This window comes from Mesorhizobium sp. ArgA1, from assembly GCF_053714375.1.
The window spans coordinates 89040-101650 of record NZ_JBSKBQ010000010.1 but is presented as its reverse complement, the minus strand read 5'-3'; the positions used below and the strand labels follow the sequence as shown (position 1 = coordinate 101650).

At 63.4% G+C, this 12611-nt stretch carries 12 protein-coding genes; 10 read left to right on the top strand and 2 right to left on the bottom strand.

Annotation, left to right across the window (positions count from 1 at the left end):
* The first annotated feature begins 82 nt into the window (after window positions 1–82).
* The 3 genes from ACWGTI_RS21225 to ACWGTI_RS21215 all read left to right on the top strand — a co-directional run bounded on the left by ACWGTI_RS21225 (window position 83) and on the right by ACWGTI_RS21215 (window position 2658).
* Window positions 83–586: an invasion associated locus B family protein gene (locus ACWGTI_RS21225; protein ID WP_181060894.1), complete on the top strand. Its 504-nt coding sequence runs from the start codon at window positions 83–85 to the stop codon at window positions 584–586.
* A 366-nt stretch (window positions 587–952) separates the two neighbouring features.
* Window positions 953–2188 carry a 23S rRNA (adenine(2503)-C(2))-methyltransferase RlmN gene (gene rlmN / locus ACWGTI_RS21220; RefSeq protein ID WP_454588922.1) on the top strand — a complete coding sequence of 412 codons (1236 nt, stop codon included), beginning with the start codon at window positions 953–955 and terminating at the stop codon, window positions 2186–2188.
* Window positions 2185–2658: a hypothetical protein gene (locus tag ACWGTI_RS21215; protein ID WP_454588921.1), complete on the top strand. Its 474-nt coding sequence runs from the start codon at window positions 2185–2187 to the stop codon at window positions 2656–2658. Before rlmN ends, ACWGTI_RS21215 begins: the two co-directional genes overlap by 4 nt.
* Here the strand turns inward: ACWGTI_RS21215 and ACWGTI_RS21210 are convergent.
* The gene (locus tag ACWGTI_RS21210) at window positions 2630–3271 is read right to left on the bottom strand and encodes a LysE family translocator (protein WP_454588920.1); all 642 of its coding nucleotides are present in this window, start codon (window positions 3269–3271) and stop codon (window positions 2630–2632) included. The two genes, ACWGTI_RS21215 and ACWGTI_RS21210, sit on opposite strands and share 29 nt — an antisense overlap.
* A 173-nt stretch (window positions 3272–3444) precedes the next feature.
* Here ACWGTI_RS21210 and ACWGTI_RS21205 point away from each other — a divergent pair, with 173 nt between their 5' ends.
* A complete protein-coding gene (locus tag ACWGTI_RS21205; protein WP_454588919.1) occupies window positions 3445–4668 on the top strand; it encodes an argininosuccinate synthase in 1224 nt (407 codons plus the stop codon).
* 150 nt (window positions 4669–4818) lie between these two features.
* The gene (locus ACWGTI_RS21200) at window positions 4819–5397 is read left to right on the top strand and encodes a hypothetical protein (RefSeq protein WP_454588918.1); all 579 of its coding nucleotides are present in this window, start codon (window positions 4819–4821) and stop codon (window positions 5395–5397) included.
* A 163-nt stretch (window positions 5398–5560) separates the two neighbouring features.
* Here ACWGTI_RS21200 and ACWGTI_RS21195 read toward each other — a convergent pair whose 3' ends face one another.
* Entirely contained in the window at window positions 5561–6358 is a 798-nt protein-coding gene (locus ACWGTI_RS21195; RefSeq protein WP_454588917.1) for a lytic murein transglycosylase, read from the bottom strand.
* Between the two features lie 140 nt (window positions 6359–6498).
* Here ACWGTI_RS21195 and ACWGTI_RS21190 point away from each other — a divergent pair, with 140 nt between their 5' ends.
* The 5 genes from ACWGTI_RS21190 (at window position 6499) to ffh (ending at window position 12605) form a co-directional block, all read left to right on the top strand.
* Window positions 6499–7746: a flavin monoamine oxidase family protein gene (locus tag ACWGTI_RS21190; protein ID WP_454588916.1), complete on the top strand. Its 1248-nt coding sequence runs from the start codon at window positions 6499–6501 to the stop codon at window positions 7744–7746.
* Between the two features lie 91 nt (window positions 7747–7837).
* Complete coding sequence (locus ACWGTI_RS21185) at window positions 7838–8935, top strand: zinc-binding metallopeptidase family protein (RefSeq protein WP_454588915.1); 1098 nt, start codon at window positions 7838–7840, stop codon at window positions 8933–8935.
* A 63-nt stretch (window positions 8936–8998) separates the two neighbouring features.
* Window positions 8999–9598, top strand: coding sequence for a DUF1236 domain-containing protein (locus ACWGTI_RS21180; RefSeq protein ID WP_454588914.1), 600 nt, complete (start codon window positions 8999–9001; stop codon window positions 9596–9598).
* A gap of 140 nt (window positions 9599–9738) precedes the next feature.
* Window positions 9739–10698, top strand: coding sequence for a CPBP family intramembrane glutamic endopeptidase (locus ACWGTI_RS21175; protein ID WP_454588913.1), 960 nt, complete (start codon window positions 9739–9741; stop codon window positions 10696–10698).
* A 305-nt stretch (window positions 10699–11003) separates the two neighbouring features.
* Window positions 11004–12605, top strand: coding sequence for a signal recognition particle protein (gene ffh / locus ACWGTI_RS21170; protein ID WP_454588912.1), 1602 nt, complete (start codon window positions 11004–11006; stop codon window positions 12603–12605).
* Window positions 12606–12611 lie beyond the last annotated feature (6 nt).

Below are 12611 nucleotides of genomic sequence, written 5' to 3'. Positions count from 1 at the left end.
AACCCAGATTAAATCAAAATGAAGCGACGGGCAGGACGCCAAGCCGGCCTGCCCCCGCACCATTTGGAATACGGGAAAAACGATGCGCGGATTGATTGCACTAGTCTCGAGCCTGGTCCTGGTGGCCTTTGCAGCGCCGGCGCTGGCGCAGCAGGCGACCAAGATCGGCCAGCACAACGCCTGGGGCACCTACAGCTACCAGGCGCAGGGCGGCAAGGTGTGCTACGTCTTGACCGTGCCGACCGACAAGCAGCCGCCGACGCTCGACCATGGCGACATGTTCTTCTTCGTCAGCCAGCGGCCGGGCCAGCAAGTATCCTACGAACCGCAATTTATCGCCGGCTACACCTTCCAGGAAGGCTCGAAGGCCACCGTCACCATCGATAAGAAGTCGTTCTCGATGTTCACCCGCGGCAAGTCGGCCTGGGTGGAAAACGCCGCCGAAGAGCCGGTGCTGATCGCCGCCATGAAGACCGGCACCGACATGAAGGTGTCGGCGAAGTCGGGCCGCGGCAACACGACAACCTATGTGTTTTCGCTGAAGGGCATTTCGGCCGCGCTGACCTCGATCGCCAAGTGCAAGTAGAACCGTTGGGGCTGCAGCTTGTCGGTTGAAGACATCGATGCTGCGATCCTCGGTTTCGCGCTGACGCGATGGCAGAAGACCGCCATGATTATCGTTAAATCGGAACAGGCCCTTCGAGCATCGAAGATCGAAGCGTCTTTCGAAGACGTCGCCGAACGAATTTGTGTCCTTGCGTCACAAGGCAAGCTTGAGGGCCAGGGTGACCTTTCACTGTGGCGCCACAGTGAGGTCCGGCTCCCAGAGTCGAGGTCGAGAGAGTAAGCGCGGGACTGCCGCATGACTCTCACCGCAACCTGTGCTATGCGGCGCGCTTCTTCTCGGCACGATGGATGAAATCGGCCGCAATTCGCTTATATTGGCGCTGATATGACCCTTTCCTTCGATCTCACCACTGAGGGCGCACGCGATGCGTTGCGCGGCCGCGCTGCTTCGGCTGAAAAGCCGTCGCTGATCGGCCTGACCCGCGCAGAGCTCGCAGAAGCCCTTGTCGGTGCCGGCATCGTGCCCGAGCGCCAGGCGAAAATGCGCGCCCAGCAGCTGTGGCACTGGATGTATGTGCGCGGCGTCTCCGACTTTGCCGGCATGTTCAACATCTCCAAGGATCTGCGCGCCGAGCTCGACAAGCATTTCACCGTCGCCTGGCCCGAAATCGTCGAGGAACAGATTTCCTCCGACGGCACGCGCAAGTGGTTGTTCCGCTTTCCGCCGCGCGGCGCCGGCCGTCCCGTCGAGATCGAGACCGTCTACATCCCCGAGGAAGGCCGCGGCACGCTGTGCATCTCCTCGCAGGTTGGCTGCACGCTGACTTGCTCCTTCTGCCACACCGGCACGCAGAAGCTGGTGCGCAATCTGACGGCGGAAGAGATCCTCGCCCAGTTGCTCACCGCCCGCGACCGGCTCGGCGACTTCCCCGACCGCGACACGCCCGACGGCGCCATCGTGCCGGCCGAGGGCCGCAAGGTCTCCAACATCGTCATGATGGGCATGGGCGAGCCTCTCTACAATTTCGAGGCGGTGAAGAAGGCGCTGCTGATCGCCTCCGACGGCGACGGCCTGTCGCTGTCCAAGCGCCGCATCACGCTGTCGACCTCCGGCGTCGTGCCCGAAATCCTGCGCACCGGCGAGGAAATCGGCGTCATGCTGGCGATCTCGCTGCACGCCACCAATGACGATCTGCGCGACCTGCTTGTGCCGATCAACAAGAAGTATCCGTTGAAGGAACTGATTGCCGCCTGCCGCGCCTATCCCGGCCTGTCCAACGCCAAGCGCATCACCTTCGAATATGTGATGCTGAAGGACGTCAACGATTCCATCGAGGACGCCAAGGGGCTGATCAAGCTGCTCAAGGGCATTCCGGCCAAGATCAATCTGATTCCGTTCAACCCGTGGCCGGGCACCAACTACCAGTGCTCGGACTGGGAGACGATCGAGAAGTTTGCCGACTACATCAACAATGCCGGCTACGCCTCGCCGATCCGCACCCCGCGCGGCCGCGACATCCTCGCCGCCTGCGGCCAGCTCAAGTCGGAATCGGAGCGCATGCGCAAGGTCGACCGGCTGGCGCTGGAAGCCATGATGATCGCGGGGCACGGCGAGGCGTGAGCCGCCTCATCGCATACCTCATCCGCTTCGCCGTCATCCTGTTCGGCTATATCGTCGCCTCGCTGGCGGCGAGCGCCTTTCTGAACGTCCTGTTCCTGGCCTCGCTCGGCTACGCGCCGGAACATGCCCACCCGACGGCAACCGCATCGCTGTATTTCTCGATCCCCTTCGTGGCGCTGTTCGTCGCTTATTTCGCCTTCATGCCGGCGGCTATCGTCATCCTGATCTCGGAGATTTTCAGACGGCGCGACTGGCTGTTCTATGCGCTGGCCGGCGGCATCGTGGCCGCTGCCTTTCTCGGCTTCGTCCACCAGAATGCCGATATCAATTTCGACGTCACCGAGCCGCGCGCCATCGCCGCCGTGATCGGTTGCGGTATGGTCGGCGGCATCTTCTACTGGTTAAGCGCCGGCCGCTGGGCCGGAAGCTGGTGGCAGGTGCCTACTTCGCCTGAGCAGTCAGAATCTTGAGCGCGAAGGCCGAAAACACCCCGGCAAAGAGATAGTCGACCACCCGCGTCACCCGCGGGCTGGCCTTCATCGCCGCCGAGAACTTTTCCGCGGCAAACACCATCGGCGCCGTCACCGGGATCGACAGCACGATGAACATGACGCCAAGGAAGAACAATTGTCCCGGCGCGTTCGGATCATGCGCCGAGACGAACTGCGGCAGAAACGTCATGAAAAACAGGATGATTTTCGGGTTAAGCAGATTGACGCCGAGCCCGGCGGCCCAGCTGCGGAACAGCGAAATCTGCGGCCCGCTCTTCCTCTCGGGCGAAAACGCCGAGCCCTTGGTGAGCGCCTGCCAGGCCAGGAAGACGAGATAGGCTGCACCAAAAATCTTCAGCACCAGGAAGGCCATCGGCGAGGCGACGATCAGCGCCGAGATGCCGACAGCCACCAAAGTGGTGTGGATCATCGTACCGCACAGCGCTCCGGCCAGCGAGGCAAAGCCGGCGGAGCGCCCCTGGCTCAGCGTGCGCGAGACAAACAGCGTCATATCTGGCCCCGGCGTGATCGCCAGGATCATGGTGGCGATGGCGAACTGGATCAGCGTCGTGGTGTCGGGAATGAAGGCCATGGTCGCCCCTGCGCGATAGGATACGCAGCCCTATAGCGCAGGCGTCGGAGCCCTTCCAGCCGCTGACGGCCGCAGCATGTGGTCCAGCCTGGATCAGCTTTCGTCCCTTGCGCTGGCCGGAAAGCCCGTGATACCTCGCCCGCCGAGAACTCGTGATCGCGGAACCGCCAACAATGTCGAAGACCAAAGACGTCAAGAAGGTCGTGCTCGCCTATTCCGGCGGCCTCGACACCTCCATCATCCTGAAATGGTTGCAGACCGAACTCGGCGCAGAAGTCGTCACCTTCACCGCCGATCTCGGCCAGGGCGGCGAACTGGAGCCGGCGCGCAAGAAGGCCGAGATGATGGGCATCAAGGATATCCGTGTCGTCGACGTGCGCGAGGAATTCGTCGCCGACTTCGTCTTCCCGATGTTCCGCGCCAACGCCGTCTATGAAGGCACCTACCTGCTCGGCACCTCGATCGCCAGGCCGCTGATCTCCAAGCATCTCGTCGAGATCGCCAGGGAGACCGGCGCCGACGCGATCGCGCACGGCGCCACCGGCAAGGGCAACGACCAGGTTCGCTTCGAGCTTTCGGCCTATGCGCTGAACCCCGACATCAAGGTCATCGCGCCGTGGCGCGACTGGTCGTTCAAGTCGCGCTCCGATCTGATCAACTTCGCCGAGCAGCACCAGATCCCGGTGGCGAAGGACAAGCGCGGCGAGGCACCATTCTCGGTCGATGCCAACCTCCTGCACTCGTCCTCCGAGGGCAAGGTGCTGGAAGACCCGTGGAGCGAGCCACCGGAATTCGTCCACCAGCGCACGGTCTCGCCGATGGACGCGCCGGACAAGGTCACCGAGATCGAGATCGAGTTCCTGAAGGGCGATCCGGTCGCGCTCAACGGCAAGAAGCTGTCGCCGGCCGCGATGCTGACGGCGCTCAACGATCTCGGCCGCGACAATGGCATCGGCCGGCTCGACCTGGTCGAGAACCGCTTCGTCGGCATGAAGTCGCGCGGCGTCTACGAAACGCCCGGCGGCACGATCCTGATCGTGGCCCACCGCGCCATCGAATCGATCACGCTCGACAGGGGTGCGGGCCATCTCAAGGACGAGTTCATGCCGCGTTACGCCGAGCTGATCTACAACGGCTTCTGGTTCTCGCCCGAGCGGCTGATGCTGCAGGCGATGATCGACAAGAGCCAGGAGGACGTCGAAGGCACCGTGCGGCTGAAGCTCTACAAGGGCAACGTCATGGTCACCGGCCGCAAGTCGAAGAAGACGCTCTATTCCGACGCGCTGGTCACCTTCGAGGACGACCGCGGCGCCTACGACCAGAAGGACGCCGCCGGCTTCATCCGCCTCAACGCGCTGCGGCTGAGGACGCTTGCGGCGCGCAACCGCAAGGGTTGAGCCAAAATACTGTTAGAGAAAAACCCGGCGGAGACGTCGGGTTTTATTTGGTATTTCTAATATAAGGAAAGTCGAACAGGTCAAAGCGGCTGCTGTTGACCTTTTAAAAGCTTCATCTAAATTCCCTCGTGGGACGGAGGGATTCTGATAGTGAAAAATGCCATTTTTCTCCTGCTTGCGGCGGCCATCGTCTTTACCGGAAGCCAGTCCTCGCAGGCAGCCGGGAAACGCGAGCAGAATCCAGACGGATGCATCTCCGCTGTCCACCTATGGAGCATCACGTTCAAGCACGAGATCGCCTCTTTCATGGGCGTCTCGCAGGAGCGCATGCCGGCCCTGTTCTGCCAGCGCCTTGGCGAAGGGATACGCAGCGGGCGGATCAGCTACTCCGACTTGAACCGGCTGCAGCTCGACCAAGCGACCGAAATCTGGCTGGTCATCAAGGGCAAGTCAAAGGCGCCTCCGCAAGCACCGGCGCCGCGGAACTCCAAATTCCGTACCTGCTCAAATGTTATCACCGGCTCCTTCGAGGTTTCCGCTTCCGAGAAATGCCCCTTGGGTGGCAGCTACTCGCAAGCTGCCGGAGTCCCGACGGTGATCGAGGGCAGGCCAAAGGCGGCTCCTCCAAAGCCGCGGAACTCCAAGTTCCGTACCTGCTCGAATCTTTACGGCGGCTCCTTCGAGGTTCCCGCTTCCGAGAAATGCCCCCTGGGCGGCGGCTATAATTGAGAGAAATATTCCTGGGCGCCGGGCCAGTTTCAAAATCGGTTTCCTGGCTTGGCTCGACCGTCGAGTTACATCCCGCAAGACGCTTGCCGGCCGCTCCTACACGTTGGACGTAAAATAGAAGCCCGGCGCATGGCCGGGCCTCCCCATCGAATAGAGATTTCTATCAGTTGCCGTCGATCGCGTCGGCGATCTGGGCGATGGCCTGCTGGTAGACGCTCGCGGAATTCCAGCCGGCAATTGCGCCCATATTCGAACTCGCACTGGCACCGGCCCGCCAGCCATGAGCCTTGAGGAAGTTGGCGGTGGAAGCCAAAGCCGTCGCCTTGTCGCGCAGATTTGAGTTGCCGACGCCATATTTCAGGACATTGCCCGGCAGGAACTGCGTATGGCCGATCTCTCCATGCGCAGCGCCGACCGACGATGCGCTCAGCGCGCCGCGATCGACCAGTTTCAGCGCCGCAATGGCATGGGGATAGAAGAACCCCGGACGGCGGCAATCATAGGCAAGCGTCAAAATGGCAGAGACGGTGTTCTGGTTGCCCATGGCGGAGCCGAAGCCGGTCTCCATACCCCAGATGGCGAGCAGCACGCCCGGCGACACGCCGTAATTGCTCTCGATCCTCTCGAACATTGCGGCGTTCTGCTTCTTCAGCGAACGGCCCCTGGAAATGATCGAGGCCCCGCCCCGGCGCTTCATGAAAGCGTCCACCGAACCGCTGAAGGCCTTGTGGATGGCGCGGTCGACGGAGATCGTCTTTGTCGCGTAGCTGGCGCCGGCCAGAGCGGCCAGGCCCTTGGGGCCAACACCTTCGGACCTGGCCTCTGCCGCGAACTCCGGCTTCCACGCCTCGAAACCGGCGCCGGTCTTGCCGCAGCTGGCGGCCGCCTGCGCGCCCGTCGCCAGCGCAAGTACCGCCCCCACCGTGGCAGCAAAAATCTTTCCCTTGGCAAACAATGCCATGTTCTTCTCCTGATTGCCTGAATCACGTCCCGGTTGTGAACTTGCCAGTGAAACGCGCCATTGTCACCGTACCCAGGCGCTACGCTGGCCAATGCAGCGGAATTTGCCTACGATCAAGTGCTTATTGTGGCGGGGAAACCATGGAAGACGTTGATGTCGTCATCATCGGCGCCGGTTCGGCGGGCTTGGCTGCCGCCAGGACCATTCGTGCCGCAGGCCTTTCCTTCAAGCTGCTCGAAGGCATGGGCCGCATCGGCGGCCGCGCCTGGACCAGCGACCAGCATTTCGGCATCCCGTTCGACATTGGCTGCGCCTGGCTGCATGCCGCCGACCGCAATCCCTATTTTCCCGAGGCGCAAGCCGCCGGCTGGACGCTGCATCACCACGACATGAATGTCGATCACCTCTATTACCGCCAGCGCAAGGCGAGCGAGCAGGAGGAGGCCGAGATGAAAGCCGCCGATGCGCGGCTGTTCGAACTGCTGGCCACCCATCAGGTGGAAGAGGGCGACGACGACCGGCTGTCGACGCTGCTGGCCAAGGGCCAGGCGCCTCGCGCCGCCGCCACCTTCGCAGGACCGATGGATTTCGGCGCCGACGAGGACGAGATCTCGATCCGCGATTTCCAGGCCGCAGCCGACCTCGACCCGAACTATTTCAGCAAGGAAGGCTTCGGCGCGCTGGTCGCCCGCTTCGGCGAAGACCTGCCGGTCGAACTGTCGACGCCGGTGCGCAAGATCCTGTGGGATGTTCCGGGCGTCGCCTGCGTCACCGATCGCGGCACCGTGCGCGCCAAGGCGGTGATCGTGACCGCCTCGCCGGCGGTTCTCGCCTTCGAGGAGATCGAGTTTTCGCCGGCGCTTCCCGACACGCATTTCGGCGCCTTTTTCGACCTGCCGATGGGCATGCTGACCAAACTGCCGGTGGAGATCCGCGGCACAAGGCTGGGTCTCGAACCCTTCGACGACCTGTTGATCGAACGCATGGCCCGGCACGACATCTATTTCCTGTGCTTTCCCTTCGACCTCGATTTGATGGTCGGTTTCGTCGGCGGCGACTTTGCCTGGGAGATGTCGGCGGCCGGCGAGGCGGCCGGCATCGACTTTGTCATCGACCGGCTGTGCGGCATTTTCGGCAGCGACACCAGAAAGCATGTGGCGCGCGCCATGATGACCAAGTGGGGCGAAGAGCGCTTCGTGCGCGGCGCCTACGCGGCGGCCCGCCCCGGACGCTCCCGGGCCCGCGCTACGCTGATGCAGCCGGTGGCGGAAAAGATCTTCTTCGCCGGCGAGCACCTGGCCGGGCCGCTGATCCAGACCTGCGGCGGCGCGCGCCTGTCGGGCGAGAACGTGGCGCGGCAGGTCGCCGCCCGGCTGGCAGTGAAATAGCGCCGGGACGGCGGAACGCCCGCCGATCACTGGCGTTTTGGGCAGCGCGCCGCGCATACCATATATCCTGCCGTGATGAATTGAGGCCGAGATGAAACTGTTCGACTGCCCGCATTGCGGCCACCGGCTCTACTTCGAGAACGCGCAGTGCCTGAATTGCTCGAACCTCGTGCTTTACGATCCCGAGCATGCACGCTTCGCCCTGTCTGATATCGACGGCATCTTCCACTGCACCAACGCCGATGAATGTGCCTGCAACTGGATGGCCGAGCCGGGCCAGCCCTTCTGCCGCGCCTGCGTGCTGAACAAGCTGATCCCGGATCTCTCCGTCGACGGCAACCGTCGTCGCTGGATCCGCGTCGAGGCAGCCAAGAAGCGCGCCATCTATTCCCTGCTTGCCGTCGGCCTGCCGGTGGCGCCCAAGAAGAATCCCGGCGACGAGATCGGGCTCGCCTTCGACTTCCTGGCCGACCCGATCGGCGGTGGCCCCGGCGGCGAGCGCATTCTGACCGGCCACGACAACGGCCTGATCACGCTTAACGTCGCCGAGGCGGATTCGGCCGAGCGCGAGCGGCGGCGCGTCGAGATGGGCGAGAACTACCGCACGCTGCTCGGCCATTTCCGCCATGAGCTCGGCCATTATTACTGGGACAGGCTGATCCGCGACGACCCGCAGAGGCTCGACGCCTTTCGCACGCTGTTCGGGGACGAACGCGCCGATTACGAACAGGCGCTGCAGACCTACTACGCCAATGGCGCGGCGCCCGACTGGCAACAGAGCCACATTTCAGCCTATGCGACGTCGCACCCGTGGGAGGACTGGGCCGAGACCTGGGCCCACCATCTGCACATTACCGACACGCTGGAGATGGTGCATGCGCTGAACTTTCCGCTCGGCCAGCTGGAAACGATGGAGACCAATGTGCTGCCGCAGAGCGACACCGGCGGTCGCCTGCAGGCCGCACCCGCGGAACCCGATGCTGTGCCCGAGCCGTTCGAAAAGATCCTCGCCCGCTGGCTGGTGCTGTCGGAGGCCTCCAACTCGATCAACCGCTGCATGGGCCTGCCCGACCTCTATCCTTTCGTCATTTCGGACGTGACGGCGCAGAAACTCGCCTTCGTGCACACGCTTTTGACGGGTTTGCCGAAAGAAACCGGAACAAATCGTGAGCCGGTAGGGGCATTTTAGCCGGAACGCATGGGCTCTGTTTTCGTTTGGGGTCGCGAGGGACCATGAAAACGGAGAGAAACCATGAGACGCATACTGTTTCCGGCTGTCGCCGGGGCGCTTGTCGCCATGTCGGGTGCGGCACTTGCCGATACTGCCGTCTCGGCCGTCACCGATCTTAACGTGCGCGCCGGCCCCGGCCCGCAATATCCGGTGATCGGCGTGCTTGCCGCCGGCCAGTCGGCGACGCTCAATGGCTGCATCGAAAACAGCAAATGGTGCACCATCGCCGAAGCCGGTGGCCAGGGCTGGGTCTATTCCGACTATGTGACGGCCGATTTCGGCGGCAACCGGGTCGTGCTGACGCGCCGCCCAGCCGACTCCGCCATCACCGTCGTTACACCGCCGCAGGATGATTATCCCGACACTTATACCGGCGCGATCCTTTCCGATGATGGCCCGATCGACGCCATCGACAGGCCGCCGGCTGAAGTCGGCACCTATGTCAGCACGCATCGGCTCGACCCCGTCTATCTCGACGGCGAGGTGGTGACCGGCGCCACCTTGCCCGACACCGTCGAACTGCGTGAAATCCCCGACTACCGCTACCGCTATGTCTATGTGAACGGCCAGCAAGCACTGGTCGACCCGCAGACACGGCGCATCATGTACGTCGTGCGCTGATTTTTGCCTGGAATGAGAACTTCGTGCCGCCCTCCTGCCTGGCTGAGGGCGGCACAAGCGCTTGTTGAACAGCGGCAATTGCGCGAGGCGCGCCGATCTCCTAGATCATTCGACCCGATGCGTTCGGCAGAGGAATTCGCGTGATATCAGATCCAACCGCCTTCGAGCGCTATCGCAACACAGCCACCGAAAAGACGAACCTGCCACGCCTGATGATCGGAACGGCCATTGTCGTCCTGTTCTGGGTGGCGGTCACCCTGGTTGTGGTGCTTGGCGGCACCTATCTCGCCATCATCTGGCATATCTTGCCGGGCGATCCGCGCGGCCCGCTACAGGGTTTTCTGGCTTCGCCGATCGGCATACTCACCGCGCTCACCTCGTTCGCGGGCATCTGGCTCGGCCTGTGGCTTGCCATGCGTTTCGTCCATGGCGAGCCGCTGACAGCGCTTTTCGGCGCCAGCCGCCGCGTCTCCTGGCCGGGCTTCCTCAAGGGGCTGATCGCGGTGCTGATCACATCGGCGCTTTCCGAAGTCCTGCTCTATTGGCTGCAGCCCGAAATCGCGCGTGGCGCCATCGGCCTGTCGACCTGGCTGCTGTTCCTGGTCCCGATCGTAGCGCTGACCCTGCTGCAGACCTCGTCAGAGGAGATACTGTTTCGCGGCTATCTGCTGCGCGGCCTGGCCAAGCGCTTCGACAGCCCGTACGTATGGGCGCTGTTGCCCGCCTTGCTGTTCACCTCCCTGCATTGGAGCCCGGGTTCGAGCCCCGCCATCAACGCCTGCGTGCTGGCCTCGATCGCCGGCTTCGCTCTGCTGTTGACGCTGGTGGTCTATGTCACCGGCAATCTCGGCGCCGCCTTCGGCGCCCATCTCGGCAACAATCTCACCGGCTTCCTGCTGATCTCGCACCAGGAGAACTACAATTCCTTTGCCCTGTTCAACGCCAAGCCGCTGGAAGGCCCCGACTGGACGACGACGGATGCGGTCATCATCGCCGCCATCGGCATCGTCTGCACCTTGCTGACGATCGTGCTGCTCCTGCACCCACGCTCGCCGCTGAAGGTTACTGCGGACCTTCGGGATGCAGCCAGGGTGAACTGAGCCAGGATCGGCGCAAAGACCGGCAGCCGGCCTTGTCTTGACTCTTCGGCCGATTTCCTGTCTACAGCCCGCAATTCCGCGACGAGTTTCCCTCCGAGCAAGCCGACCAGGACGCCAAAACCTCTTTGAGGTGGGTGCTTTAAACAGATCCTGGAGGCCAACACCCGGCAGCGCTGAGCGCCCCCGGGTGCTTTTTGGCTTTGCGCTTGCCCGGGCTCTTGTTTGGACAAGCTCTTTTGTTTGGACACTTGGCGCGAACGCATTACCTCTCGGATCGAACCCGAACCGAGATTGAAGGACGCTAGATGTTTGAATCGCTGCAGGAGCGCCTTGGCTCCATCCTGAACGGCCTGACCGGCCGCGGCGCGCTGTCGGAGGCTGATGTCTCGGCAGCCCTTCGCGAGGTCCGCCGTGCGCTGCTCGAGGCCGACGTGGCGCTGGAAGTGGTGCGGTCCTTCACCGACAAGGTGCGCGAGAAGGCCGTCGGCGCCGCCGTACTGAAGGCGATCAAGCCCGGACAGATGGTCGTCAAGATCGTCCATGACGAGCTGGTCGACATGCTCGGCGCCGAAGGCGTCGCCATCGACCTCAACGCGCCCGCCCCGGTCGTCATCATGATGGTCGGCCTGCAGGGTTCCGGCAAGACGACGACCTCGGCCAAGATCGCCAAGCGGCTGACCGAGCGCCAGAACAAGAAGGTCCTGATGGCCTCGCTCGACACGCGGCGGCCCGCAGCACAAGAGCAGCTCCGCCAGCTCGGCGAGCAGGTCAAGGTGGCGACGCTGCCTGTCATATCGGGCCAGAACCCGGTCGACATCGCCAGGCGCGCCGTGCAAGCGGCCAAGCTCGGAGGCCAGGACGTCGTCATCCTCGACACTGCCGGCCGCACCCATATCGACGAGCCGCTGATGGTCGAGATGGCCGACATCAAGAAGGTGTCGAGCCCGCACGAGATCCTGCTGGTCGCGGATTCGCTGACCGGCCAGGACGCCGTCAACCTGGCCAAGAGCTTCGACGAACGCGTCGGCATCACCGGCCTTGTGCTGACCCGCATGGACGGCGACGGCCGCGGGGGCGCCGCCCTTTCGATGCGCGCCGTCACCGGCAAGCCGATCAAGCTGATCGGCACCGGCGAAAAGATGGACGGGCTGGAGGAATTCCACCCCAAGCGCATCGCCGATCGCATCCTCGGCATGGGCGATATCGTCAGCCTCGTCGAAAAGGCTGCCGAAAACATCGACGCCGAGCAGGCGGCGGCGATGGCCAGGAAGATGCAGTCAGGCAAGTTCGACCTGAACGACCTTGCCGGGCAGCTTCAGCAGATGTCGAAAATGGGCGGCATGGGCGGCATCATGGGCATGATGCCCGGCATGGGCAAGATGAAGGACCAGATGGCCGCCGTCGGCCTCGACGACAAGATGTTCGGCCGCCAGCTCGCCATCATCTCGTCGATGACCAAGGCCGAGCGCGCCAATCCCGATATTTTGAAGCACTCGCGCAAGAAGCGCATTGCCGCCGGCTCCGGCACCGACGCGGCCGAAATCAACAAGCTCTTGAAGATGCATCGCGGCATGGCCGACATGATGAAGGCGATGGGCGGCAAGGGCAAAGGCGGCGGCCTGATGCGCGGCATGATGGGCGGCCTTGCCTCCAAGATGGGCCTCGGCGGCATGATGCCGGGCGGAATGGGTGGCATGGGCGGCGGCATGCCGGACCTGTCCAAGATGGATCCCAAACAGCTCGAAGCCTTGCAGAAGCAGGCGCAGGCCGCCGGCCTCGGCGGCATGAAGGGCCTGCCTGGCGGGCTCCCCGGCGGCGGTGGCCTGCCCGGCCTGCCTGGCGGCATGAAACTTCCGGGCCTTCCCGGCCTCGGCGGCGGGCTGCCCGGTTTGGGCAAGAAGAAGTGAGGACGC

Coding starts and splice junctions, on each gene's coding strand:
- ACWGTI_RS21225 (WP_181060894.1), top strand. CDS start 83: ATGCGCGGATTGATTGCACTAGTCTCGAGCCTGGTCCTGGTGGCCTTT.
- rlmN (WP_454588922.1), top strand. CDS start 953: ATGACCCTTTCCTTCGATCTCACCACTGAGGGCGCACGCGATGCGTTG.
- ACWGTI_RS21210 (WP_454588920.1), bottom strand. CDS start 3,271: ATGGCCTTCATTCCCGACACCACGACGCTGATCCAGTTCGCCATCGCC.
- ACWGTI_RS21205 (WP_454588919.1), top strand. CDS start 3,445: ATGTCGAAGACCAAAGACGTCAAGAAGGTCGTGCTCGCCTATTCCGGC.
- ACWGTI_RS21195 (WP_454588917.1), bottom strand. CDS start 6,358: ATGGCATTGTTTGCCAAGGGAAAGATTTTTGCTGCCACGGTGGGGGCG.
- ACWGTI_RS21190 (WP_454588916.1), top strand. CDS start 6,499: ATGGAAGACGTTGATGTCGTCATCATCGGCGCCGGTTCGGCGGGCTTG.
- ACWGTI_RS21185 (WP_454588915.1), top strand. CDS start 7,838: ATGAAACTGTTCGACTGCCCGCATTGCGGCCACCGGCTCTACTTCGAG.
- ACWGTI_RS21180 (WP_454588914.1), top strand. CDS start 8,999: ATGAGACGCATACTGTTTCCGGCTGTCGCCGGGGCGCTTGTCGCCATG.
- ffh (WP_454588912.1), top strand. CDS start 11,004: ATGTTTGAATCGCTGCAGGAGCGCCTTGGCTCCATCCTGAACGGCCTG.